General features: G+C 19.8%; 27 protein-coding genes, 4 tRNA genes and 1 pseudogene. 13 read left to right on the plus strand and 19 right to left on the minus strand.

Annotated elements, in window-relative coordinates:
* Positions 1–186: 186 nt before the first annotated feature.
* The 4 genes from trpS to aroK all read right to left on the minus strand — a co-directional run bounded on the left by trpS (position 187) and on the right by aroK (position 3,731).
* Positions 187–1,203, minus strand: coding sequence for a tryptophan--tRNA ligase (gene trpS / locus BUCICURT3053_RS01805; protein ID WP_154061302.1), 1,017 nt, complete (start codon positions 1,201–1,203; stop codon positions 187–189).
* A gap of 68 nt (positions 1,204–1,271) precedes the next feature.
* Entirely contained in the window at positions 1,272–1,934 is a 663-nt protein-coding gene (rpe, locus tag BUCICURT3053_RS01810) for a ribulose-phosphate 3-epimerase (RefSeq protein WP_154061303.1), read from the minus strand.
* A gap of 107 nt (positions 1,935–2,041) precedes the next feature.
* A complete protein-coding gene (aroB, locus tag BUCICURT3053_RS01815; protein WP_154061304.1) occupies positions 2,042–3,145 on the minus strand; it encodes a 3-dehydroquinate synthase in 1,104 nt (367 codons plus the stop codon).
* A 43-nt stretch (positions 3,146–3,188) separates the two neighbouring features.
* Positions 3,189–3,731: a shikimate kinase AroK gene (gene aroK, locus BUCICURT3053_RS01820; protein ID WP_154061305.1), complete on the minus strand. Its 543-nt coding sequence runs from the start codon at positions 3,729–3,731 to the stop codon at positions 3,189–3,191.
* A gap of 195 nt (positions 3,732–3,926) precedes the next feature.
* Here aroK and BUCICURT3053_RS01825 point away from each other — a divergent pair.
* Positions 3,927–4,013: transfer RNA gene (locus BUCICURT3053_RS01825), tRNA-Ser, on the plus strand.
* Between the two features lie 71 nt (positions 4,014–4,084).
* Here the strand turns inward: BUCICURT3053_RS01825 and BUCICURT3053_RS01830 are convergent.
* Positions 4,085–4,666, minus strand: coding sequence for an NfuA family Fe-S biogenesis protein (locus tag BUCICURT3053_RS01830; protein ID WP_154061306.1), 582 nt, complete (start codon positions 4,664–4,666; stop codon positions 4,085–4,087).
* Between the two features lie 141 nt (positions 4,667–4,807).
* Between BUCICURT3053_RS01830 and BUCICURT3053_RS01835 the strand changes: the two genes are divergently transcribed.
* Positions 4,808–5,587, plus strand: coding sequence for an alpha/beta fold hydrolase (locus tag BUCICURT3053_RS01835; protein ID WP_154061307.1), 780 nt, complete (start codon positions 4,808–4,810; stop codon positions 5,585–5,587).
* 56 nt (positions 5,588–5,643) lie between these two features.
* Here BUCICURT3053_RS01835 and ssb read toward each other — a convergent pair whose 3' ends face one another.
* The gene (gene ssb, locus BUCICURT3053_RS01840; protein WP_154061308.1) at positions 5,644–6,174 is read right to left on the minus strand and encodes a single-stranded DNA-binding protein; all 531 of its coding nucleotides are present in this window, start codon (positions 6,172–6,174) and stop codon (positions 5,644–5,646) included.
* Positions 6,175–6,446: 272 nt separating this feature from the next.
* On the opposite strand from ssb, the gene dusA reads away from it, so the two are divergent.
* The 4 genes from dusA (at position 6,447) to hemW (ending at position 10,819) form a co-directional block, all read left to right on the plus strand.
* A complete protein-coding gene (gene dusA / locus BUCICURT3053_RS01845) occupies positions 6,447–7,448 on the plus strand; it encodes a tRNA dihydrouridine(20/20a) synthase DusA (protein WP_154061309.1) in 1,002 nt (333 codons plus the stop codon).
* Positions 7,449–7,526: 78 nt separating this feature from the next.
* Positions 7,527–8,900 (plus strand): replicative DNA helicase, encoded by a 1,374-nt coding sequence (gene dnaB, locus BUCICURT3053_RS01850; RefSeq protein ID WP_154061310.1) that lies wholly within the window; start codon positions 7,527–7,529, stop codon positions 8,898–8,900.
* Positions 8,901–9,164: 264 nt separating this feature from the next.
* Entirely contained in the window at positions 9,165–9,569 is a 405-nt protein-coding gene (ruvX, locus tag BUCICURT3053_RS01855; protein WP_154061311.1) for a Holliday junction resolvase RuvX, read from the plus strand.
* Positions 9,570–9,682: 113 nt separating this feature from the next.
* Positions 9,683–10,819 carry a radical SAM family heme chaperone HemW gene (gene hemW / locus BUCICURT3053_RS01860; RefSeq protein WP_172598444.1) on the plus strand — a complete coding sequence of 379 codons (1,137 nt, stop codon included), beginning with the start codon at positions 9,683–9,685 and terminating at the stop codon, positions 10,817–10,819.
* 21 nt (positions 10,820–10,840) lie between these two features.
* Here hemW and trmB read toward each other — a convergent pair whose 3' ends face one another.
* On the minus strand, positions 10,841–11,560 hold the full coding sequence (gene trmB / locus BUCICURT3053_RS01865; protein ID WP_154061313.1) for a tRNA (guanosine(46)-N7)-methyltransferase TrmB: 720 nt from the start codon (positions 11,558–11,560) through the stop codon (positions 10,841–10,843).
* 128 nt (positions 11,561–11,688) lie between these two features.
* On the opposite strand from trmB, the gene mutY reads away from it, so the two are divergent.
* On the plus strand, positions 11,689–12,978 hold the full coding sequence (gene mutY, locus BUCICURT3053_RS01870) for an A/G-specific adenine glycosylase (protein ID WP_154061314.1): 1,290 nt from the start codon (positions 11,689–11,691) through the stop codon (positions 12,976–12,978).
* A gap of 10 nt (positions 12,979–12,988) precedes the next feature.
* Here the strand turns inward: mutY and sbcB are convergent, their stop codons facing one another.
* Together sbcB and BUCICURT3053_RS01880 are read right to left on the minus strand one after the other, a co-directional pair.
* Positions 12,989–14,440, minus strand: a complete 1,452-nt coding sequence (sbcB, locus tag BUCICURT3053_RS01875; RefSeq protein WP_154061315.1) for an exodeoxyribonuclease I — start codon at positions 14,438–14,440, stop codon at positions 12,989–12,991.
* Positions 14,441–14,521: 81 nt separating this feature from the next.
* Positions 14,522–14,594 (minus strand) — tRNA-Asn (locus tag BUCICURT3053_RS01880).
* A gap of 177 nt (positions 14,595–14,771) precedes the next feature.
* Here BUCICURT3053_RS01880 and BUCICURT3053_RS01885 point away from each other — a divergent pair.
* A tRNA-Ile gene (locus tag BUCICURT3053_RS01885) sits at positions 14,772–14,844 on the plus strand.
* Positions 14,845–14,902: 58 nt separating this feature from the next.
* On the opposite strand, the gene BUCICURT3053_RS02125 is transcribed toward BUCICURT3053_RS01885, so the two are convergent.
* The 6 genes from BUCICURT3053_RS02125 to pgi form a co-directional block, all read right to left on the minus strand.
* A complete protein-coding gene (locus BUCICURT3053_RS02125; RefSeq protein WP_154061352.1) occupies positions 14,903–15,196 on the minus strand; it encodes a hypothetical protein in 294 nt (97 codons plus the stop codon).
* A gap of 141 nt (positions 15,197–15,337) precedes the next feature.
* On the minus strand, positions 15,338–15,787 hold the full coding sequence (gene rplI, locus BUCICURT3053_RS01895) for a 50S ribosomal protein L9 (RefSeq protein WP_154061316.1): 450 nt from the start codon (positions 15,785–15,787) through the stop codon (positions 15,338–15,340).
* Positions 15,788–15,845: 58 nt separating this feature from the next.
* Complete coding sequence (gene rpsR / locus BUCICURT3053_RS01900; protein WP_154061317.1) at positions 15,846–16,073, minus strand: 30S ribosomal protein S18; 228 nt, start codon at positions 16,071–16,073, stop codon at positions 15,846–15,848.
* A 68-nt stretch (positions 16,074–16,141) separates the two neighbouring features.
* Positions 16,142–16,525 carry a 30S ribosomal protein S6 gene (gene rpsF / locus BUCICURT3053_RS01905; RefSeq protein WP_154061318.1) on the minus strand — a complete coding sequence of 128 codons (384 nt, stop codon included), beginning with the start codon at positions 16,523–16,525 and terminating at the stop codon, positions 16,142–16,144.
* 403 nt (positions 16,526–16,928) lie between these two features.
* Entirely contained in the window at positions 16,929–17,837 is a 909-nt protein-coding gene (gene miaA / locus BUCICURT3053_RS01910) for a tRNA (adenosine(37)-N6)-dimethylallyltransferase MiaA (protein WP_420021836.1), read from the minus strand.
* 193 nt (positions 17,838–18,030) lie between these two features.
* The gene (gene pgi, locus BUCICURT3053_RS01915; RefSeq protein ID WP_154061320.1) at positions 18,031–19,671 is read right to left on the minus strand and encodes a glucose-6-phosphate isomerase; all 1,641 of its coding nucleotides are present in this window, start codon (positions 19,669–19,671) and stop codon (positions 18,031–18,033) included.
* A 255-nt stretch (positions 19,672–19,926) separates the two neighbouring features.
* Between pgi and BUCICURT3053_RS01920 the strand changes: the two genes are divergently transcribed.
* Positions 19,927–19,999: transfer RNA gene (locus tag BUCICURT3053_RS01920), tRNA-Gly, on the plus strand.
* A 217-nt stretch (positions 20,000–20,216) separates the two neighbouring features.
* On the opposite strand, the gene rpmE is transcribed toward BUCICURT3053_RS01920, so the two are convergent.
* The gene (gene rpmE / locus BUCICURT3053_RS01925; protein ID WP_154061321.1) at positions 20,217–20,429 is read right to left on the minus strand and encodes a 50S ribosomal protein L31; all 213 of its coding nucleotides are present in this window, start codon (positions 20,427–20,429) and stop codon (positions 20,217–20,219) included.
* A gap of 237 nt (positions 20,430–20,666) precedes the next feature.
* On the opposite strand from rpmE, the gene hslV reads away from it, so the two are divergent.
* Together hslV and hslU are read left to right on the plus strand one after the other, a co-directional pair.
* Positions 20,667–21,197, plus strand: a complete 531-nt coding sequence (gene hslV / locus BUCICURT3053_RS01930) for an ATP-dependent protease subunit HslV (RefSeq protein WP_154061322.1) — start codon at positions 20,667–20,669, stop codon at positions 21,195–21,197.
* Between the two features lie 13 nt (positions 21,198–21,210).
* Positions 21,211–22,545, plus strand: coding sequence for an HslU--HslV peptidase ATPase subunit (gene hslU, locus BUCICURT3053_RS01935; protein WP_154061323.1), 1,335 nt, complete (start codon positions 21,211–21,213; stop codon positions 22,543–22,545).
* A 123-nt stretch (positions 22,546–22,668) separates the two neighbouring features.
* Here hslU and zapB read toward each other — a convergent pair whose 3' ends face one another.
* Positions 22,669–22,911, minus strand: a complete 243-nt coding sequence (gene zapB / locus BUCICURT3053_RS01940; protein WP_154061324.1) for a cell division protein ZapB — start codon at positions 22,909–22,911, stop codon at positions 22,669–22,671.
* Positions 22,912–23,232: 321 nt separating this feature from the next.
* Between zapB and BUCICURT3053_RS01945 the strand changes: the two genes are divergently transcribed.
* Positions 23,233–23,979 (plus strand): ferredoxin--NADP reductase, encoded by a 747-nt coding sequence (locus BUCICURT3053_RS01945; protein ID WP_154061325.1) that lies wholly within the window; start codon positions 23,233–23,235, stop codon positions 23,977–23,979.
* A gap of 124 nt (positions 23,980–24,103) precedes the next feature.
* Here BUCICURT3053_RS01945 and BUCICURT3053_RS01950 read toward each other — a convergent pair whose 3' ends face one another.
* Together BUCICURT3053_RS01950 and dapF are read right to left on the minus strand one after the other, a co-directional pair.
* Entirely contained in the window at positions 24,104–24,997 is an 894-nt protein-coding gene (locus BUCICURT3053_RS01950) for a hypothetical protein (protein WP_154061326.1), read from the minus strand.
* Positions 24,998–25,440: 443 nt separating this feature from the next.
* Positions 25,441–26,252: pseudogene (dapF, locus tag BUCICURT3053_RS01955) on the minus strand (diaminopimelate epimerase).
* Positions 26,253–26,375: 123 nt separating this feature from the next.
* On the opposite strand from dapF, the gene cyaY reads away from it, so the two are divergent.
* Positions 26,376–26,717 (plus strand): iron donor protein CyaY, encoded by a 342-nt coding sequence (gene cyaY / locus BUCICURT3053_RS01960; protein WP_154061327.1) that lies wholly within the window; start codon positions 26,376–26,378, stop codon positions 26,715–26,717.
* The last annotated feature ends 5 nt before the right edge of the window (positions 26,718–26,722 follow it).

Below are 26,722 nucleotides of genomic sequence, written 5' to 3' on the forward strand. Positions count from 1 at the left end.
TAATCGGATTTATATAAAAAAATAAAACATATTATACATATAACTATAAACATTTAATTTTTAATAATTAATTAAAATTAATGATATAAATATACATTTATAAAAACAATGAAATTATATTTAAAAAATATAAATTTTTTTTATTTAAAAAAAATTACTATTTTTTTTAAAGTATTATTTTATTAATTATATTAAATTTAATACACTAAAAATTTTCTTTAAATTATTTTTACTATAATTCAATGCAGTCTTTTTTCCAAACTTTAAAATATCAATTAAATAATCTTCATTTTTTCTAAAATAAAAATATGATTTCTGTATCTTAAAAATTGTATCACAAATAACATCTGATAATATTTTTTTAAAGCTAGAATATTGATAAAATTTAAATCTCTTTTCTAGAATAGAAATATTAGTATCTGTTAAAGATGAAAAAATTGATAACAAATTAGAAATACCTGGTTTTTTTTCAGGATCAAATATAATTTGAGATGGGTTATCAGAATCCGTTAATGATTGTTTTATTTTTAAATATATAACATCTATTTTATCTAATAAAAAAATTGTATTATTTACATTTATATCTGATTTAGACATTTTTTTTTTAGGATTTTGTAAAGCCATAATTTTAGATCCTATTGATTCTATTAAAATATCTGGTATAATAAAAATATTATCATATATAGAATTAAAACGAAGAGCAATTTTTCTTACTAGTTCTATATGTTGTTTTTGATCCAAACCAACAGAAACAAAATTAGTATTATATAATAAAATATCAGCAGCCATTAAAACAGGATAAGAAAATAAAGACAAATTAATTTGTGTATTATTATATAATAATCTTTTCTTAAATTGTGTCATACGAGATAATTCACCAAAATAAACAAAATTACTCAAAATCCAATATAATTGACTATGTGTATATACATGAGATTGTAAAAAAATTACACTATTATTAGGATCTACACCACATGATAAATATAAAGCTACCATATCCAAAATATTACTAGAAAAAAAATCTTTTGTATTATCTTGTTTAAGAGTAGTTAATGAATGTAAATCAGCAATACAAAAAAAGCATTGATAATCTTTCTGAATATTTTTCCATCTATACATAGTTCCGCAATAATTACCTAAAGTAGGTAAACCAGTTGGTTGAATACCTGTAAACATAATGTCTTTTTTTTTAAAATCTAACATATATAAAAAAATCCTTAAAAAATATTTTTTAAAAATGTATAGCATACATATTTATATAAACTATAAAATCAAATTAAAATATTTTTAAAATCTTCTATAGCTTGTACACAATCATTAGAATGAAAAATAGCTGATCCAATTACTAAAATATCAGCACCTGAATGTATAACGCTTGAAAAATTTGATAAATTAATCCCTCCATCTACCGATAATAAAATATTTCTTTTTTTTTTATTAATTAAATAACGTATATATTTAATTTTTTTTAAAATATGTTTTAAAAAACACTGTCCTCCAAAACCAGGATTAACCGCCATTACTAATATTAAATCTAATTCATCAATTACATAATCTAAAAAATTTAAAGAAGTCGCAGGATTTAAAGCAATTCCAACTCCACAACCAATATTTTTAATGATTCGTATAGTTTTATCTAAATGATTAGTAGTTTCAGGGTGAATAGTAATAAATTTTACATTTAAATTATAGAATAAGGAAATTAAAGAATCTACCGGAGAAGCCATTAAATGCACGTCAATTTGAACTGGAATTTTATTATTTTTTATAGACTGTAATATTATAGGACCCATAGTAAGATTAGGAACATAATGATTATCCATAACATCAAAATGAATAAGATTACAACCAGCATGTAAAACTTTTCGTATATCATTTTCTAAATTACAAAAATTTGCAGATAAAATTGACGGAACAATTAAAAAATTTTTCATACATTTCCTATATTATAACAGTTAATATATAATTTTTAATGAAAAATATTTATAAAAATAAAATTATAAATAATTATAAATATACAATAAATAACTTAATTAAATTTTTAAAAAATATATTTTTTTTGAAATTTTTTAATAGACTTTAAAAGAAAGTTTTGATCTATAGAAGAAAAAATTTTTACTTTACCTATAGTAACAGGTAAAATTAAACGAATAATTCCATTTAATACTTTTTTATCTCGCAACATTAAAAAAAGATAGTCATTTGGTTTCATATTTTTAGGTCCTATTATTGGTAAACCAATGTTATGAAAAATTTTTATTATTCTAAATAAATCATCTTCTTTTAAAATATTTAACTGAAAAGATAAGTATGATGCCATTATAATACCAACTGAAACAGCATCACCATGTAACCATTTTCCATAACCTGTATAAGTTTCAATAGCGTGAGCAAAACTATGTCCTAAATTCAAAAAAGCTCGTGAACTATTTTCTTTTTCATCATTTTCAACAATTCGTACTTTTAATTCACAACATTTTTTTATACAAAATAAAAGTTCATTTTCATATAAATTTAATATTTTTAATAAATTTTTTTCTAACCATATAAAAAAATTATAATCAAAAATAATTGCATATTTAATAATTTCAGCTATACCTGAAATAATATGTTTTTTAGGTAAAGTTAAAAGAAAATCAATATCAATTAATACACCTTTAGGTTGCCAAAATGAACCAATCATATTCTTTCCTAAAGAATGATTAATACCAGTTTTTCCTCCTATAGAAGCATCAACTTGAGCTAATAAAGTAGTGGGAATCTGAAAAAAATTAACTCCTCTTTGATATATTGATGCAACAAAACCTGTAATATCACCAACAACTCCACCACCTAAAGCTATTAATGATAAATTACGACCATATGATTTTTTTAATAAAAAGGATATTATTTTTTCAACAGTTTTAAAATTTTTAAAATTCTCCCCATCTTTAATTAAAAAAAATTTTATATCTTTAATATAATTATAAAAATTAGTTTTTAATTTATTTTTTAAAATAATATTATATACATTTTCATTTATAATTATGACACTATTTTTATTACTTAAAAAAAAAGATGATATAGATTCATCTTTTAACAATTGACTACCAATATATATATCATAACTATTAAAATTTAAATTTACATGTACTTTATCTATCATAATATAAACTCTTATTTAATTTAAAAAAATTAAAATCATTAAATTAATTTAACAAATTACTCGTGCGTATATAATATATAATATCAGATATAATTGATTTTACTTTTTTATTATAAGTATCAATAATAATATGAGAAATATTTTTGTATAAAGGATCACGTATTTGAAACAAATCATGTAATATTTTTTTATTTTTATTATTATTGTTAGACAACAAAGGTCTTTTTTTATCAATTTTAGTTCTATTGAATTGTTCATTAACAGTTGCTCGTAAATATACAACAGTACCTCTAGAAAATAAAAAATCCCTTGATTTAGATGATAATATTGACCCCCCTCCTGTAGCTAATATTATACCTTTTTTATTAGTTAATTCATTAATAATTTTTTCTTCACGTATACGAAATTCTGATTCACCTTCTACCTCAAAAACCCAATCTATATCTGCACCAGTTCTTTTTTCGATTTCAATATCAGAATCATAAAATTGCATATTTAACAATTTAGATAAACCACGACCGATAGTACTTTTTCCAGCTCCCATTGGACCAACTAAAAAAATATTTTTTTTTTTATCTTTATTCATACATACCTTCTAAAATTATTAATAACTATTAAATATAATTATATTTTTACTAAAAAAGTAAAATTTTAATAACTAAAATAAAAATTTAAAAAAATAAAATATAAAAATTATCAATATAAAATTATATAATATAATAAAAAACTTGATTTTAAAAACACTTTTTAATATGATAAATAATTAATATTATATTATACAGGTGAGATGTCTGAGAGGTTTAAGGAGCATGCCTGGAAAGCGTGTATATTTTAAAAAGTATCAAGGGTTCGAATCCCTTTCTCACCAAAAAAAATCAATATAATAATATCAATGTAATTATTATTTCATTCATTAAATTTATTTATTTTTATTAATAATTAATAATATGAATGTTTACCAGAAACATGATTAGTAATATCACTTACACCAGATATTTCAGGAAAATGTTTAATTAATCTTTTTTCTATTCCTATTTTTAAAGTTTGATCTATCATAGAACATCCATTACATCCTCCAGAAAATTTTATAATTGCTATACCAGTATTACTAATTCCAATTAAAATAACTGAACCACCATGTAATAAAAGCTTTGGATTAATTTTAGTAGATAAAAATCTTTTTACATTAAATTCTAACTGAGAAAATTTTTTTGATTTTTTTAATATTTTTGCATAAGGAGCTTTTAAAGTAATTTGTGTACCTAAATCATTTTCTATTATATCTATGATAGTATTTTTTAAAAATGGAAGCATAAATTTAGAAATATAAATATTAAATTTACTAAAAGATATTACTTCATCATTTATATCATCAATATCTTGATGATCGCAATAAGACATGCCACATTCGGCGTACATAGTACCTGGAGAGTTAACAAAAATTCTAATATTTGTATTACTTTTTTTTTTAGATAATAATTTAACAATATATTTTTCAGCTAAATCAGAAATTGTAATCACAGAATTATCCTTTATAATATGTTATTGTATAATAATATAAATAAACATATTTATATTAATACAATCATAATAATATACAAAATTTTTATTAATTAAATTATTGTTAAAAAATTAATTAATAATAAAAAATTTATAAATCAAATGAAAAAAAAAATACATTGGTCTATTATAGGAAAAGGGGAAATAAATATAGTTTTTTTTCATGGATGGGGTATACACTCTATTGCTTGGAGTAAAATTATTCCAATATTAAAACTATCTTTTACATTACATGTAATTGATTTACCGGGATTTGGAAAAAGCGTTAATTGTTCAGTTATGAATTTTAAAGAAATATCTAATTATTTATTAAAAAAAATAAAAAATAAAGTAATATGGTTAGGATGGTCTATGGGGGGACTGATTGCTCATTATATGAGTTTAAATTATCCCAATTATACTATTGCTATGGTTCATGTAACTTCATCACCTTATTTTATAAAACAAAAAGAATGGTTAGGTGTATCAAAAAATACATTAAAAACAATAAAAAAAAATATATTTACTAATTACAATAAATTTTTAAAACAATTCATTATATTACATGTTTTTGATAAAAAAATTAAAAATTTATCAATAAATAATTTGTTTTTGAAAAAATATCCTAATCCAAAAAAAAAAGCTATTGAAATAGGATATCAGTGGTTAACAGAAATTGATCAAAGAAATGAAGTGCTCTCAAATAGCATTCCAATACTTAAAATATATGGTGAATTGGATAAAATTGTACCTCGAGAAATATGTTATAAAATAAATTATATACATAAAAATAGCAATTCTGTTATCATTAAAGGAGCTAAACATGCTCCTTTTTTATCACATCCTAATATTTTTTGTAATATTTTAAAAAAATTTATTAAAAATAAAAAAATTGATAATTAAAATTAAAATATATTTAATAACAACAGTAATATTAATAAAAAAAAATTAATAAATAATTAAAAAGGAATATCTTCATCATCAAAATCAATCTTAGATGTTGTATCTACTAAATGAGATTTGTTTTTATATTCTGAAGAAATATCATCATTCGATAATTTATTTGTTCTAATAGATTTATTTTTATTATTTGATATATTCTGAATTTTATCAATAGATGTATTCGATACATTATTTGTATTACGTGAACCTAACATTTGCATGGATCCTGTAACACTAACAATAACTTCTGTTGTATATCGATCTAATCCATTTTGATCTTTCCATTTACGTGTTTGCAAAGATCCTTCAATATAAACTTGAGATCCTTTTTTTAAATATTGACCTGAAATTTCAGCAATTTTTCCAAATAAAACTACTCTATGCCATTCAGTTTTTTCTTTTGTTTCGCCTGTATTCTTATCTTTCCATATATCAGAAGTAGCAATAGTAATATTGACTACTGCTCCACCATTAGGCATATAACGTACATCCGGGTCCTGTCCTAAATAACCAATTAAAATAACTTTATTCACACCTCTACTAGCCATAAAATTTAACCTGAATGTAATGAATATAAATATATAAATATAAAAAATTATATCATAAAATATAAAAATATTTTATACTTCTAACTATTTTAATTAAATCAAATATATATAGATTTAATTATCTATTTATATAAAAATATATTATAAAAATAGATATATATAAAAATTATTTAACTCACTATTATATTTTAAAATAAAAGAAAAAAAATACAACTTTTATATTAAAAAAATATATTATTTAATATTACTATATAAAAAAATCAATATAAAATATGAAAAATAATTACTCAAATAAATTTTCTGTTGCTCCTATGTTAAAATATACAGATCCACATTGTCTATTTTTTTATCGACAATTAACAAAAAATACTCTTTTATACACTGAAATGATTACTACACAAAAAATGTTACATTCAAAAAATTTATTTAAAAAAAAACAAATAAAAAATAATTACCCTATAGCAATACAACTAGCCGGAAATAACCCAAAACATATTGCAAAATGTGCAAAAATAGCATACAAAATGGGTTTTAATGAAATAAATTTAAATATTGGATGTCCTTCTAAACATGCTCAACTAGGTAATTTTGGTGTATGTTTAATGCATAAACCTATTTTAGTATATGAATTAATTAAATCCATATATTTTACAGTACCTATTCCAATAAGTGTTAAAATTAGAATAGGAACTAATAAAAAAAATGATTATCAATCTCTTAAAAATTTTATTAAAAAGGTATCAAAAAATAAATATTGTATTAAATTTATTATTCATGCTAGGATTGCTGATTTAAAAATACAAAGCCCTAAAAAAAATCGCAGAATACCTTTATTAAATTATAATTATGTATATAAAATTAAAAAAGATCTGCCACATTTGATAATTATTATTAATGGAGGAATAAAATCTATTTTAGAAATAAAACAACATTTACAAAATGTAGATGGAGTTATGATGGGAAGAGAAATATATAAAAATCCATTATTACTTTATAAAATTGAAACAGAAATTTTTTCTTATAAAAAAAATATTAATTTAAAAAAATGTTTTAAAAAAATGTTAATTTATATTAATCAGGAAGAAAAAAATGGAAATAAAATTATTCATATAATGAAACATATGTTAAATATTTTTTATAATCATCCACAAGCAAAAAAATGGAAATTATATATTTTATATTGTATACATAATAAAAAAAATATATTTAATTTATTTAAAAAAATAAATAAAATTTTTGATAAAAAAAATAAAAATTTTTTTCATAAATACTAATATTAAATATTAAAAATATTATTTATACAATAATGTAAAATTTATATTTAAACATTTATATAAGAGAAACGGTTGTTTATGATAGATTTAAAAAAAAAAATAAATAAACTAAAAATTCCACCTCATTCATTAGAAGCAGAACAATCAGTTCTAGGTGGTTTAATGCTAGATAATCAACAATGGGATATAATTTCAGAAAATATTGTTGCTGAAGATTTTTATAATAGACAACATCAATTAATTTTCTATGAAATGAAAAGTCTAATTGAAAAAGGTTCTCCAATAGATTTAATTACATTATCAGAATCCTTAGAACAAAAAGGAGAACTAAATAATGTAGGAAGATTTTCTTACTTAGCAGAAATCTCTAAAAATACACCTAGTATTACTAACATTATTGCATATGCTGAAATAATCAGAGAAAGAGCAATTATACGTGAAATTATTTTAACAGCACACAATATTGCATATTCTGGATATCACCCAAAAGGAAGAAAAAGCACAGAATTATTAGATTACGCTGAATCTAGTATATTTAAAATATCTGAAACGCGTAAAAAAAATAACACAGGTCCAAAAAATATAGAAAAAATTTTAGATAAAACAATACAATCAATTGAAAAACTTTTAAAACAACCTAATAATGGTATTACTGGATTAAATACCGGATATCATGATTTAAATAAAAAAACATTTGGTTTACAACAATCAGACTTAATTATTATTGCCGCTCGACCATCAATGGGTAAAACAACATTTGCTATGAATTTATGTGAAAACACAGCAATGTTATATGAAAAACCAATTTTAATTTTTAGCTTAGAAATGCCTGGAGAACAAATTATGATTCGTATGTTAGCTTCATTATCAAGAGTAAATCAATCAAATATTAGAACTGGAAAATTAAATGATGAAGAATGGAGTAGAATATCTAGTACTATTAATATTTTATTAAAAAAAAAAAATATATATATTGATGATTCATCAGGTCTAACACCTAATGAAGTACGCTCACGCTCAAGAAAAATATATAGAGAAAATAACGGATTAAGCTTAATTATGATTGATTATTTACAATTAATAAAAATACCATCATTATCGGGAAATAGAACATTAGAAATAGCTGAAATTTCAAGAACATTAAAATCACTAGCAAAAGAACTCAATATTCCTATTATAGCTTTATCACAATTAAATCGATCACTAGAACAAAGATCTGATAAAAGACCGGTAAATTCAGATTTAAGAGAATCTGGTTCTTTAGAACAAGATGCTGACTTAATTTTATTTATTTATAGAGACGAATTATATCATGAAAACAGTGAATTAAAAGGAATAGCAGAAATTATCATAGGCAAACAAAGAAATGGTCCCACAGGAACAATCCGATTAACATTTAATGGACAATGGTCAAGATTTGATAACTATTATAATCAAGAACATAGATTCTAAATCTTAAATAAAACAAAAAAATATATTTAAATTTCATATATAAAAATATATTAAAAAAAAATTTATATAAAAAATTATTTATCTGATATAAATAAATAATTTATTTTATAAAAATAATTATATTATCAGATTAAATTAGATTATATTTTTATAAATATAGAAAATTTTTTATATTTATGATATATATATTATATAAAAAAATAATTTTATATATTTGAATAAATAAAAATATAATAAATACTTACAAAATATCTAATTATTAATATGATTATATTATCTTTTGATTATGGTATAAAAATTATTGGTGTAGCTGTATCTGAAACTAAATTAAATTATTCTGTTCCTATAAAGTCTATTATAAATAATAAAAAAAATATTCTTTGGGAAAAAATTAATAATATAATAAAATATTGGAATCCTAAATACATTATTATAGGTTATCCATACAGAATTAAAAAAAATATTAATAAAAAAATAAAAAATTTTAGTAAACAAATAAAAATACGATTTAAAAAAAATATTTATTTACATGATGAAAATTATTCAACAACAGAAGCTAAATTATTATTAAAAAAAAATTTTAAAAAAAAAAAATTATATTGCATACATTCTATTTCAGCAAAAATAATTCTTGATAGTTGGCTAGAAACTAATAAACTAACTTATTGAAAATAATAAAATTATATTTTTATTTATAAAAATATAATTTTTTATACAAAAAAATATTACTGTTTTTATTAAATAATTTAATTTATAATTAAAAAATTATGTATAAAAAAAAAATATATATTTTACCACCAATTAGTTTATATATTCATATACCTTGGTGTATAAAAAAATGCCCATATTGTGATTTCCATTCATATAAAAATTCTAAAAAAATTTCAGAAGAAAAATATATAAACCACATAATAAAAGATCTAAAAAAAGACAAAAAAATAATTTCAAATAGATCAATTAAGTCAATTTTTATTGGAGGAGGGACGCCAAGTTTATTAAAAAGCAAAACAATTAAATTGTTAATTCAAAAAATAAAAAAAACTATGTCTATTTCTAAAAAAATAGAAATTTCTATAGAAATTAACCCAGATAAATATCAAAAAAAAAAAATAATAGAATATTATAAAGCTGGAATTAATAGATTCTCTATTGGAGTGCAAACATTTAAAAATAACTTACTTAAAAAAATTGAAAGAACATATAAAAAAAAATCAGTAATTAATCTTATTAAATCCACTAAAAATATAGTAAATAGAAATTTAAATATAGATATTATCTATGGACTACCTCATCAATCTGTTAAAGAAGCTCTTAATGACTTAACACAAACAATAAAATTAAAACCAGAACATATTTCATGGTATCAACTAGATATTGAACCAAATACTAAATTTTATACACAAGATATTGTGTTACCTTCTCTATTAAATATAAAAAAAATCAGTTCAGAAGGAAAAAAAATACTGATAAAATCAGGATATAAACAATATGAAATATCTGCCTTTGCAAAAAAAAAAAAATATCAATGCGTACATAATCTTAATTATTGGAATTTTGGTGATTATATAGGAATAGGATGTGGTGCACATGGTAAAATTACACAATTAAATAAAAAAATTATTCGTACTGTAAAAACTAAAAGTGATGAAATATATATAAAAAAAAAGTATACAGAAAAAAAATATATTGTATCTAAAAAAGATATTCCATTTGAATTTTTTTTAAATAAATTCAGGTTATTAAAACCTATTTCTTATTCAAGCTTCGAAAAAGGTACTAATTTGAATATAAAAATAATTCAAAAGAAAATTTTTATAGCTAAAAAAAAAGGATATTTAATAGATAAAAATTATCATTGGATTATAACGAAACGCGGAAAAAAACATTTAAATTCTCTCTTATCAATATTTTTAAAATAAAATTAAAAAAATATTTATAAATTACTTAAAATATAATTGATATTTATAATCAAAAATATCACGATTTAATAATATAGCTTTTTTTTCAAATTTAGTTTTCATAAATATATTATGTAATGGAAAGAAAAATCTTTTCAAAAAAATACGTTTAAAAATAGAATGTTGTGATATTAAAAAAGATATACTATTTGAGTATAAACGACAATCAGTTACGATATGTATATAACCTTTATAAACTATTTTTTTTTTTATTAAGTGAATAAAATTATTATTTATTAATCGTCTTTTATGATGTTTTAATTTAAACCAAGGATCAGGAAAAAAAATTTGAAAAATAAATACCGAATAATTTGGAATCATATACATTAAAACTTCAACAGCATCATGAAATATTATTTTTAAATTATTTACTTTATATAAACAAGCGTACTTAATAACTGAATAAATACTTAACGGATATACTTCAATTCCAATAAAATTTATATGGGGATTATTTAAAACTTTTTGTACAAATAAATATCCATCACCGAAACCAATTTCCACAATAATTTTTTGATTTAAAAAAAATAATAATGAAAAATTTAACTGAGTATAACAAAAATCAATTCCGTAATTTTTCCAATTTGATATTATAAATTGTTTTTTTTTTTCATTCATATGTCTTTTTCTAATCACATAACTTTTAACTGGATATAAAGACTTATTATTTTTTTTATAAATACAATAATTAATAGAAAACATTAGTATTCACCAATATAAAAAATATTTATTTAAGTTTAAAAAAATTTTTTATTAATAATAAAAAATATTAATTTTTAACAAATAAAATAAATTATACATTTAAATTCATTAATAATATTAGGATAAATATGTTATTTGCACAAAAAATACTTAATTGGTTTCATTATCACGGAAGAAAAAATCTACCATGGCAAAAAAAAAATATTTATCTTATTTGGATATCTGAAATTATGTTACAACAAACACAAGTTAATACAGTCATTCCATATTTTAATAAATTTAAAAAAAAATTTCCTACTATGAAATCACTAATAAAAGCAAAAATAAATGAAATACTATATTTATGGAGTGGTTTAGGATATTATCAAAGAGCACACAATATATATAAAACGGCTATAATTATAAAAAAAAAATATAATGGACTTTTTCCAAAAAATATCAATGAAATAAAAAAATTACCAGGTATTGGACAATCAACAGCCGGAGCAATTCTATCTTTTGCATATAATTTTGGATATGCTATTTTAGATAGTAACATAAAACGTATCTTAATAAGATTTCACTCAATTAATATAGTTAATAAAAAAAAAAGACAATTAGATATTTTATTATGGAATTTAATTAATAAATATCTTCCTATTCATCATGCTAATAAATTTAATCAATCTATGATGGATATAGGTTCATTGATCTGTACAAATAAAAATCCTAAATGTTCTATATGTCCTTTAAATAATACTTGTAATTACTCTTATAATAAACCTTTTGATATAAAAAAAAAACAAAAAAAAAAAAATAAAATTGGAATTTTATTTTCAATAATGCAATATAAAAATTCATTTTTTATAAAAAAACAAAATAGTATTTCTATTTGGAAAGGATTATTTTATTTTCCAATAACCCCTTTTCTAATATCAATAAATGAATGGAAAAAAATTATACAAAAAAAAAAAAAAAAAAAAAATACAAATATAATACCTTTTACTCACTATGTTAGTAATATGAAATTATATATAATTACTCAATTAATTAAAATAAAAAAAAAAAACAAATTAAATAAAAAAGAAAAAATATGGTATAACATATTTTTAAATAAAAAAATTGGCATTCCTTCTCCAGTAAAAAAAATATTTATAATTTTAAAAAAAAAAATAAAGGAAAAAAATATGAAAAAAAAAAATAAACGTATAATTTTTTGTTCATTTTTTAAAAAAAATGCAGAAGGATTGGATTATCCTTTTTTTACAGGAACAATCGGACAAAAAATTTATCAAGAAATTTCTAAAAAAGCATGGACATTCTGGTTAAAAAAACAAACAAAAATAATCAATGAAAAAAAACTAAATATGTTTATTGATAAAGATCGTGAATATTTAGAAAGAAAAATGAAAAAATTTTTATTTTCCAAAAATAATTAAAAATACATTTTTATTTAATTAAATTATTAATTTTATATATAATTTTATTTACATAATCAATTAATTTTTCTAACAAAATATAGTTACTATGTTTAGCATCATATTTTAATTGTAATAAACGAATATTTTCAATATATGTATTAACAAATTTAGAATTTATTTTTTTTTGACAATAAGATTTCCATATTTTTATTTCAGATAAACTTAATAAATTTATAAAATTACGTGCTTTTAATCGAAAAAATATTTCCTTAATTCTGTCATCAATAAATTTGGGATGCCAATTAACCCAAGAAGAAGGAGGATTAAAATGAATAAAAGAAAATGATAATTTATCTTGATAAGTAAAAAAATTTTTATATAGAAGTAAATCTACATCTTTAATAATTTTATCTTTATTCCTATTTGAAAAAAATGAAATAATCCAATTTTTAATCTGTATATTATCTTTTAATAAAAAGAAATTTTTCTGACAACGCAAATAATTAATATTTAATCTTTTACAATCTTTATCAGAAAGAGAGTTATAAGAAAATAATAACGGAGCTTTATTAATATTAATAACTTGAATTCCACAATAAAATAATTTTTTAATTTTTAATATTTTATTTGTAGAATTATAATATAAATTAAATAAATTTTTTATATTTATTGATAAATCAATAACAATAATGTTATTCTTATAAACAGGATGAAAATCTAAAATCATTACACAACCAAAATTATTATTTTTAGAACCAAAATAACTAGATAAGTAAAAAAAAGGTTTTTTATAATGTTTATATATAAAAGATAATATATTTTTTTTATGAGATATTTTAAACAAAAATAAAAAAAATTTTTTATTTCGAGAATATAAATACCGAGTTATTAAAACAGTAGCTGTTACATCAGAAAAAGCATCATGAATATTAGTATGTTCAATTTTGTTAATTAAAGTAACATCAGATAGTTTAAAACTGACAGTTCCATCAACTTTATGAAACCATAACATAACTTCGGGATGAAATATATAAAAAGAGCGCAAAATATTTAAAATATCCCAACTAAAATTATTATTTTTCCAACACCATTCATAAGGATCAAATAAATTTCTATAAAAAAGATTACGTGTAATTAAATTATCAAAATTAATGTTATTATATCCTATTATACATATATTTTTTTTAGAAAAAATATCATATATTTTTTTAGTAAAAAAATATTCATTTAATCCGTGTATTTTAGTGTATTGAGGTAATATTTTAGTAATTAAAACAGATTCTGGATTAGGTAAATAATCTAAAGGAGGATAACAAAATAAAACTATTTTTTTACGAATTACATTAAATGAATTATCTGTTTCTATACTACAAAATTGAGATACCTTATCTAAAGATACATCTGTACCAAAAGTTTCATAATCATAAAAAACAAAAGAATTTTTTTTAGAAAAATTAATACTATACTTTTTATTTAACATAAATTTAAATATTATTTAATTATTTAATTGATAAAATATTTCAATATTTTATTTACACATTATTATAAATAATAAAAAATTCTCCCCTGACTGGACTCGAACCAGTGACATACGGATTAACAGTCCGCCGTTCTACCAACTGAACTACAGAGGAATATAAAATATATATCATAAGGATAATATGATGTCAATTTATAATTAAAAATATTTTTTGTATTATTGAAAATTTTAAAAATAATTATTAATTATAAAATAAAAAAAATATAGATTAGTATTTCAATTTGTTCTATAATATGTTATTAATAATTAAAATGTATTAATGTATTAATAAGGCCCTTTAGCTCAGTGGTTAGAGCACACGACTCATAATCGTTTGGTCGCTGGTTCAAATCCAGCAAGGGCCATAATATGTCGAATAAACAATATAAAAATATTTAAACTTATAACTAAATAATTGAATTTTTATACATATAAAAATTTAATTTTTCTATTAGTAATAATTATTAATTTAGCAATTTTTTCACCGGGGTACACACAAAAAATTTTTTTACTACAATTCCATATAGATATTTTCAATTCATTGTTATAAAAAAAATTCTTTAGAATAAATGGATTTCCTATAATTATTTTATATTTTCCCTTTACTTTATTTAAAGATTCAATAAGAATATCTAAATTTTTATTAAAAGTATTAATTAATATTCCTGTAGAAATTAATGTTGTTTTTTCAGGTAAAATACATATTTTTTTTTTAATACAAGCTCTTAAATAAAATCCAAATAATCCGCCGTGTAAATATTCAGGAAAAAAAAAACAGTTCCAATACGAGAATCAAGAATTTTTATATTTAATTCTAATGTATCTAAACACATAAAAAAATCCTATTTTAATACATTTTTATTTTGATAAAATAACTACTTTAAATATAGTCGAAATGTTTTTATATGGAGCAAATATAACTTCATGAATTCCTAAATAACGTAATAAACCTTGAGGTAATTTAATTTCATTTTTTTGAACAAAAATACCAATTAAAGATAATTGTTTAACAATATCTTTCACTCCAATAGAACCGAAAATTTTTTTCTTCTCACTTGATTTCATAAAAAAAATAACTGCCCCTATTAAATTTATAGAATTGATTTTTTTTGTTGCTTTTTTTATTTTTTCAGATTCTTCTTTTTCTTCTAAAATTCTATTTTGTTCAAAAATTTTAATATTACTTAATGTTGCTAATAATACTTTATTATTAGGTATCAAATAATTTCTAGCATATCCATTTTTTACAAAAATTATTTGTCCTTTTTTTCCTAATTTTTCTATTGTATTTAATAAAATAACTTTCATTTAATATAAACACCTTAAAAATATTACTTTTAATATTATAAAAAAAATAATTATTTTTTTATTTATGTTGATCAGTATACGGAATTAAACTGATAAAACGAGCTATTTTAATAGCGCGAGATAATTTCCTTTGATATTTTGCTTTTGTTCCAGTAATACGACTAGGAACTATTTTTCCACTTTCAGTAATATAATTTTTTAACATAATAATATCTTTATAATCTATATATTTAGTTCCTTCTGCTGTAAATCTACAAAATTTTCTACGACGAAAATAACGCACCATAATTAAATCCTTAATCTTTAATTAATATTAAATATTATATTAAAATCAAACACTAATATTCTTTTAATTTAATATTTCTTTATATTTTTATGTATTTTCTTTTTAGAAGAAATTAATTCTTTTTTATTATTTTCTTGAATTTGTAATATAGGAGACATTTTTTTAAATGCTTCTGTACACAAAAGAATAAGATGACGAATTATATTTATATTAAATTTAAAATCATTTTCTAAATATTTCAAACATTCAATTGATACTTCTATATTAATTAAAATATAATGAGCTTTTTGTAATTTCTTTATTGGATATGATAATATACGCTGTCCCCAATCTTCTAAACGATGAATTATTCCTTTTTTAGAAATTATTATATTTGAATAATATTCAATAATTTGTGAAATTTTTTCACTTTTATCTGGATGAATCATTAAGACTATTTCATAGTGACGCACAAATACAACTCCTTTAAAATATATAAAATATAATTTTTAAATTATTTATTAAAATATAAAGTTAAATAAAAAAATTTAATATATATAAAATTAAAAAATAATTTTAAAAATTTAATTATTTTTAAATTCAAAAACATTCCATTATATTAGCATAATTATATTCATGAAAAAAAATAGTTTTAATAAAAATATTTATTATTAAAAAATTACATAAATTTTATTTTTTAAAAAATAAAAAATAATTAAATTGTATATATTAAAATAGAAAAAATTTTATAAAAAAATAAAATATACTATATCATTTTTAATAAATAAAAACTCTATATTTACTTATATAAATAAAAAAATTAAAAACTTATATATATAAATTTTTTTTAAAAAAAAATGCACAATTAATTAAAAATTATTTATTGAATTCTATTATTTTTTTAATTTTATTTATCAAAATATCTATTTGATTATCATTTATTAAAATAATATCTTTCCAGTTATTTAACCAAGTTAATTGATGTTTAACCAATTTACGAGTAGATTTAATTGTATTATCAATCATTTCTTGATATGTACATTTATTTTTTAAGTAAAACCACATTTGTCTATAACCAATACTATTAATAGACGGGGAAGAAGAATTTAAATACTTAATTTTATATAAATTACGTACTTCTTCTTCAAATCCATTATTTAACATGTTATAAAAACGTTTTTCTATTTTATTATATAAAATATCTTTTCTATATGGAATTAATCCAAACTGAAATATTTTATATGGTAACTTTACATGTGTAGATTTAATTAATTTACTACGTGAAAATCCTCCAGAAACAAAAAATATTTCAACTGCACGTAAAACGCGTTGAATGTCATTCATATGAATTTTCTTACTAGAAATAGGATCAATTTTTTTTAAAATATCAAATAATTTTTTCTTTTTTTTAGAACATATTTCTTCAAAAATATATTTTCTAATCAATGGATTAGACGGGGGTAAATAAGCAAATCCATTCAACAATAATTTAAAATAAAACATTGTTCCACCAACTAATAAAGGAATCTTCCCAAATTTTAAAATATTTTTTATTTCCTTTATAGAATCTTTATAAAAATCAACAGCTGAATAAATTTCTTCTGGTGATTTAATATCAATTAAACGATGTAAATGTTCTTTTAAATCTTTTTTATTTGGTTTATCTGTACCAATATCTAAACCTTTATATACTAATTTTGAATCTACACTTAATAATTCTATTTCAGGAAATTTTTTTTTTATTTTTAATGCTAAAGCACTCTTTCCTATCGCTGTGGGACCCATTAGAAAAAATATAACTGATTTAATATTCATTTTTTATTTTTCAAATTTCATTAAAGATAATTTATATAAATAATTTATAAAAAATTTTCAAAAAATTTAATTAAATAATTTTATTTATATATTTTAAAAATATTTATTAAAGTTTTTTTTTAATAATAATACCTTTTAATTTAAAAATTATTATTAATTTATATTAAAAATTATTCCATTTCTTGTACATTTTAAATAATCCAATAGTAGAACTGTCATATTTTTTCTGAATATTATTACAAAATAAATCGTGATATATATCTTTTGCTACAGATTTTCCTAATTCTACACCCCATTGATCAAAACTAAATATGTTTAAAATAATACCTTGAACAAAAATCTTATGTTCATATAATGAAATTAAAGAACCTAAAGAATATGGAGTAATTTTTTTTAAAATAATAGAATTGCTCGGTTTATTACCACTACAACATTTATAAAATGTATTTTTATTTTTAATAAAATTGTTTGATATTTTATTTTCATTAATATAAAAATCATTACCAAAAGCTAAAGATTGAGTCTGCGCTAAAAAATTTGATAATAATTTTTTATGATGATTATTAATAGGATTATGACTAATAGAAGGAATAATAAAATCACACGGTACTAAATTTGTTCCTTGATGCAATAATTGAAAAAAGGAATGTTGACTATTCGTACCAGATTGACCCCAAATAATTGGACTAGTATTCCAAGTAACTAAATTTCCATTTCGATCTATAGATTTACCGTTAGATTCCATAAAACTTTGTTGTAAATAATCAGGAAAAACATGCATATACTCATCATAAGGAAAAATTGCCTCTGTTTCTGTATAAAAAAAATTTGTGTACCAAATACTTATTAGAGCTAATATCACAGGAATATTAGTAGATAATTTTTCATTCAAGAAATGTTGATCCATGACATATGCGCCATATAATAACAATTCAAAATTTTTAAATCCTATTGATAAAGCAATAGATAAACCAGCAGCAGACCATAAAGAATAACGACCCCCAACCCAATCCCAAAATTTAAAAATATTTTTTTTATAAATACCAAAATTTAATGCAGCATTAGTATTTTCACATAAAGCAAAACAATGCTTAGAAAAATAATTAATAGAATTGGTTTTAAAAAAAAATTGATCTTTTAAATAATTAGCATTACTAATAGTTTCATCAGTAGAAAATGATTTAGAAGCTATTAAAAAAATAGTTGTTTCTAAATTAACTTTTTTTAATACTTCAATAATATTAGTTCCATCAATATTAGATACATAATGAATATTTAAATGATTTTTATAAGCTTTCAAAGATTCAGTAACCATATAAGGACCTAAGTGTGATCCACCAATACCAATATTTACAATATCTGATATACTTTTTCCAGTATACCCTTTCCAGATACCTTTAATTATTTTATTAGAAAAATTTTTTATTTTTTTTAATTCTTTTTTTACAGAAAACATAATATCTGAATTATTAACAATAATTTTTTTATTTAATTTATTACGTAGAGCGATATGTAAAACTGATCTATTTTCAGTTTTATTAATTAACTTTCCTAAAAACATATTTTTTATAGCCTCACTTAAATCACATTCTTTAGCAAGATCTAATAATAATTGTAAAGTTTTTTTAGTAATACGATTTTTAGAAAAATCTACTAAAATTTCATTATTAAAAATAATAGAATAATTTGTAAATCTATTTTTATCTAAACTAAATAAATCTTTAATATGAATATTTTTAATATCAAAAAAATGATTGTGTAATTGTTTCCACGCATTAGTCTTTGTTGGATTAATATTTTTCATATATAACCTTTTTATTGAAATAACTTCACAAAACAATGAAAATTCATTACCATATATAAAAATGCATTAAAAAAATATTTCTATTAACTTGAAACAAAATAATAAAATTTTTCACATAAAAACATATAAATATAATATAATTATAAATTAATAAAAATAATAAATTTCTTTAAAAAAATTTTTATATAAATAATATTTTAAATAATTCTTGCAAAAAAAAAATAATTTTTATATAATCAAGAATGATAATTTATCGCGGGAATAGCTCAGTCGGTAGAGCACAACCTTGCCAAGGTTGCGGTCACGAGTTCAAATCTCGTTTCCCGCTTAAAATTGTTAATTTTAACTATTCTTAAAAATTAAAATAAAAAAATTTTTTTATATTACATTTTTTTAAAATAATTTTATTGTTAATATAATCCCTTATTATACAATTTAATTTAATAAAAATTATTATAATTAAAAAATTATAAACAAAATAAATAATACAAAAATATAATTTTTATATTTTAAAAAAAATATTATTTTATAAAAAAAATAATCCTTTATTTTATTTCCAAAAAATTAAAACGTTTTTGAAATCTTTTTATTCTCCCTTTATTATTTGTGGTTCTCTGTTTTCCTGTATAAAAAGGATGACACTGTGAACATAAATCAAGCAACATATCACTATTTTTAGTAGAAAAAATAGGAATTTTATATCCACACGAACAGATTGCAAAAATTTTTTTATATTCTGGATGAATATTTTTTTTCATAATATATTCTCTATATAAAGTATACTAATACCAATAATATTAGAAATAATAATTTCTATTCTTATACTAAATTTTATTATAATAATTTTTATTTTTAATAAAAACTATACATATAGTATATGTAATATTTTTTAAAATCAATATTTAATTGTACAAAAATATACATACTAAAAATAAAAAATATATTCTTAAAAATTAAGATATATATAATTATTAAAATAAGAGAATCTATTAATTATGACTACTATATTAAGTGTTCGAGTGCAGGGAAAAGTAGCAATAGGTGGAGATGGACAAGCTACTTTTGGACATACTATTATGAAAAGTAATGTAAAAAAAGTTCGTTTAATTTATAAAAATCAAGTAATCGCAGGTTTTGCTGGAGGAACTGCTGATGCTTTTACATTATTTGAATTATTTGAAAAAAAATTAGAAAAATATCAAGGACAATTACAAAGATCTGCAGTAGAATTAGCAAAAGATTGGAGAAATAATAGATTACTAAGAAAACTAGAAGCTTTATTAGCAGTAGCAGATAAAAAAAATTCTTTAATTATAACAGGAACCGGAGATGTAATACAACCTGAAAATGATATTATAGCAATTGGTTCTGGGGGACCATTTGCTCAATCAGCAGCTTATGCTTTAATTAAAAATACTAATTTAAATGCAACTACAATAGTTAAAAAATCCTTAAAAATTGCAGCAAATATTTGTATATATACAAATAAATCATTTACTATACATGAAATACACTCAAAAAAATAATAAGGAAACATGAATGTCCGAAATGACTCCTCAAGCCATTGTAGAAGAATTAAATAAATATATAATTGGACAAGATAATGCTAAACGTGCTGTTGCTATTGCTTTAAGAAATAGATGGAGAAGAATGCAATTAAATTCAGAATTACGTCATGAAATAACACCCAAAAATATTTTAATGATAGGTCCGACCGGGGTAGGAAAAACAGAAATTGCACGTAGACTATCTAAACTAGCTAATGCGCCTTTTATAAAAGTAGAAGCAACAAAGTTTACTGAAGTAGGTTATGTAGGAAAAGAGGTTGATTCTATAATTCGTGATTTAACTGATTTAGCAATAAAAATGATTCGCACACAAAATATTGAAAAAAATAAAGAACAAGCAAAAAAACGTGCGGAAGAAAAAATTTTAAAAATATTAATACCAGTACCAGATAATCAATGGAATAAAGATAATTCAGTAGAAAAACCAGAAAATACAATAAAAATTTTTCGTAAAAAACTTCGCGAAGGAAAACTTGATAACAAAGAAATTGAAATACAAGTTTCTTCTACACCTATTGGTATAGAAATAATGTCACCTCCAGGAATGGAAGAACTAACAAATCAATTACAATCTTTATTTCAAAATTTAGGAGGTAAAAAAAAAAATTTACGTAAATTAAAAATTAAAGATGCAATGAAATTAATAATTGAAGAAGAAGCAACAAAATTATTAAATTTAGAAGAATTAAAAGAACAAGCTATATATTCAGTAGAACAAAATAGTATTGTTTTTATTGATGAGATTGATAAAATTTGTAGACATCATTCTTCTTCATCAAACTCTGATGTATCTAGAGAGGGCGTACAAAGAGATCTCTTACCTTTAATAGAAGGATGTACCGTATCTACAAAACACGGGGCTGTAAAAACTGACCATATCTTATTTATTGCATCAGGAGCTTTTCAAACATCCACTCCTTCTGATTTAATACCAGAATTACAAGGAAGACTTCCTATACGAGTAGAGTTAAACGCACTAACAATAGATGATTTTGAAAGAATACTTACAGAACCAAATGCATCAATTACAACACAGTACATTGCTTTAATAAAAACAGAAGGAGTAGATATTATTTTTACAAAAAAAGGTATTCGTAAAATAGCAGAAGCTTCATGGAAAATAAATGAATCCATGGAAAATATTGGAGCTCGTAGATTATATACAGTATTAGAAAAATTAATGGAAGAAATTTCATTTCATTCAAGTGAGCAAGCTGGGAAAAAAATCTATATTGATGAAAATTATGTTAGTCTACATTTAGATAAACTAGTAGAAAATCAAGATTTAAGTAGATTTATTTTATAAAAAAATTTAAATATATTTAATTTAAAAAAATATTTTTATTAAAATAATTGCCAATCTTAGACATAGCTGTCTAGGTCAGGCAATTATTAACTGCTATTTTATTTAAAAATAATTAAAAATTAATCATTCTAAATGATTAATTTTTTCTAAAAGAGATCTAATTTTATTCTTCCATTTAATTCTTTCTTCTTGTATAAGAAGATTTTTTTTTTCAATACGCTCTTTTAAAGAATAAACATTTTTTAATTTTTTCTTTAAATTTTTATTTTTTAATTCTAAATCATTAATTTTTAATTTTAATGACGAGATATAATCTACAGATTCCTGTACTTTTACCTCTAAATTAGAAAATACTTCTAAAACCATAACGTTACCATTCAAATATAAAATATATATTGATATAATAAAAAGAATAAGTTATATATTTAAAAAAAAATTTTTATCTTTAAAAAAGATATAAATTTTTTTAAAAAAAATTTTTATATATATATTATGCATAATATATTTATTAAATATATTTATGTTAGTAATTTTTTAAATAAATTTTATAAAATATATATAAAAAATAGTATTTTCTTTATAAAAACAAAATTAATCAAAAAAAATAAATATTTTACGTATATTTAATACAATTAATACTCATATAAACAAATTTTTATATAAAACATATTATTGGAATGCTATTTTATGAATCAATGGTTAGAAGTAGAATTAATAAATATAAAAAAATGGAAAAATAATTTATTTACATTGATTATAAAAGCTCCTATTAATTCTTTTATAGCTGGTCAATTTACAAAATTGTCATATATAAACTCAAAAAAAAAAAGAATACAAAGAGCTTATTCATTTGTTAATAAACCTAATAATAAAAATTTAGAATTTTATATTCTGTTAATTAATAAAGGAAAACTTACTCCAAAATTATATAATATTTATGATAATAAAATTTTTATTAAAAAAAATTCATTTGGTTTTTTTACTTTTTCAGAATTACCAAATAAAGAAAATATTTGGATGATTGCTACCGGCACAGCTTTAGGACCATATTGTTCTATACTACAACATGAAAATGTGCTAAGTAAATTTAAAAAAATAATTTTAATTTACGCAGTAAAATATAGTGAAGATTTAAATTATTTAGAATTATTTAAAAAAATAAAAAAAAAATATAAAAAAAAAATAAAAATAAAAATAATATTAAGTCAAGAAAAAAATAAAAAATATCTGTATGGACGTGTAACTAATTTAATTTCTTCAGGAGAATTAGAAAAATCTATACAAGAACCACTAAACAAAAAAAAATCACATGTAATGTTATGCGGAAATCCTAATATGATAAAAGATACACAAAAAATATTATTTTCATTAAAAAAAATGAGAAAACATTTTCGTAGAAAACCAGGACATATAACAAGTGAAAATTATTGGTAATAATTAATTTTATAAAAAATCATTTACTTTAGAATTGATTCTCATATGAAAAGGAATCAATTCTAAATATATGCAAAAATATATAAATTCTATAAAATTAACAAATAATTAAAATTTAATATAATTATTGCACAAAAAATGAATATTTCATTTTTGGGTTAGAATCTTTAGTAACAATTACAGAAGCTCTAAGAGCATATTGATTTACTTGATCTATTTTTTCTGAATAAGAAGGTTGTAGATCTGCCATTTTTGTTACTGCTAATTTATACATACCCGGACCAACATTATCAATTTCATAAGCATAATGAATATTATAAGATTTTCTGTCTTGAACCTCTGGATAACGTAAAGATAAATTTTTCCATGCCACTTCTAATATTTCAGGGTGTAAATATGTAGAAATTAATTGTTGTGATTTATAATCTGTAATAGAAGTTTGAAACTCATTAATTATATCAACAGCATCAAAAGAAGGAATCATTTTTCCATTTAAAAAAACCATTTTATCATTTATATTTGTTAAAAATTTTTCTTCTAAAACGCCTGTTTTAATTAATTTTCTAAATGATTCTTGTAATTTTTCTGATTCACGAGTAGTTTTATCTGAAAAATTAGAAGAATTTAATATATTCCATTTAATATTGTCTTTATTAAACACTTTTAAAAAAATATCTTGAATATTATATTTTACATTTCCATTTTGAGAGATATTAAAAAAATCAGATTCACTCACTGGATTATCCAAATATTCTTTACTAGATACAGTATTAACAAAATTAGTATTTTTATCCTGCTCTAATGGCTGAGTAGTATCTTGATTAGAATAAACTATATTTTTCCTATCATATTCACTTTTAGGGATAACATGCGCCATGTATTCTTGATTAGATGTATTAATAATAGAAACATCAACATCTCTTAAACAGTCATTATGTAATATACGAACATTATCAATTTTTTTTATGATTTTTGAGTTAAGATTAAAATTAGATCTTATTAAAGAAACTGATGACATAATATTTCTGTCCTTTTATATGTATTGAATACGAGATATCAATAAAATTAATTTATAAAAATATTTTTTAAAAAAAATAATTAAAATAATTAAAATATAAAATTTTAATTATAGAAAATATTTTTTTTATATATATTTAATTTTTAATTAAATATGTTTTTAAAAAAATCTATATTTGATTAAGTATATATTAAAAATTAATATAATTTTTCTAATATAAAAAAATTTTATATATATTTAAAATTAATTTAAATATTAGTTTATATTGCTTATATACTTCACTATATAAAAAAAGTCAAACAATAAAATTATTATTTTAATAGAAAATAAAAAATAAAATCAATAAAACTATTGTTTTAATTGATATTTTTTTTAAAAAAAATAAATAAAAAAAATATCTAAATAATAAAAATTTCTTTAAAAAAATATAATATTAAAATAAATTAATATGTGATAATTCCATCATAAACATGCACAGCTTCCCCTGACATATATAATGAATGTTCTAATATTCCATCCCAAAAAATTTTTAATTTACCTTTTAGTAATTTTACAGTTACAGAATTATATAAAATTTTATTATTAATCCCTATAGCAACAGCAGCGCAAGCACCGCTACCACAAGCTTGAGTTTCACCAACGTGTCTTTCATATACTCGTAAAAAAATTTTTCTTTTTGAAATTATCTGCATAAATCCAACATTAACTCCCTCAGGAAATAAAAAATACTTTGATATTTTTAACCCAATCTCTTGAACAGGAAAACTATGAATATTTTCTACCTGAATAACACAATGAGGGTTACCTAAAGATACAACACTGATTAAATATTTTTTTTTATCAATATAAATATTATAATATAATTGTGTATTTTTTTGTAAAAAAGGAATCTTTTTAGGTGAAAAAATTGGTTCACCCATATTTATTTTAAAAATATTTTTTACGACATGTTCTAAAAACAAATATCTATTTTTAGTACTAACACAAATTTTTTTTTTACTGATTTTTCTTTTAAGAAATAAGTAATATGCAATACATCTAGCACCATTTCCACATTGCTCAACTTCTATACCATTTGAATTAAAAATTCTATAATGAAAATGAGCTTTTTTAGATGCTGATTTTTGAATTATTAATAACTGATCAAATCCAATACCTAAAAATCTATCTGACCATTTTTTTATTAATTTTGAAGAAAAAAAAAATTATATTTTGTAGAATCAATTAAAACAAAATCATTTCCTAAACCATGCATTTTAGAAAAAAAAATAGTGTTTTTTTTCAATAACAAATTAATTCTCCTTATATAAAAAAAATAAATGTTATAATTAAATTTTAAAATAAATTATTCAATAAAATATTTAAAAATAGGATAAATATGAATATATTATCATTTAATAAAAAATTTAAAAAAACACTATTAATTATAGAAAATATAATAAACAAAAATGAAGAAAAAATAGATATAGACTATATATTTTCAGAAAATATGATAAATATAACATTTAAAAATAAAAAAAAAATTATTATTAATTCACAAGAATATTTAAAACAATTATGGATTGCTACCTCAAATCAAGGATACCATTTAACATTTAATAAAAATACCTGGAAATGCATTCGCACAAAAAAAAAAATAGCAAATATTTTAGAAAAAGAATTTTTAAATCAAACAAAAAATATAATATATTTTTCATGTTTAAACAATATTAAAAAATAAAAATA

It is taken from the genome of Buchnera aphidicola (Cinara curtihirsuta) (assembly GCF_900698895.1).
GTDB classification, from domain to species: domain Bacteria; phylum Pseudomonadota; class Gammaproteobacteria; order Enterobacterales; family Enterobacteriaceae; genus Buchnera_F; species Buchnera_F aphidicola_AX.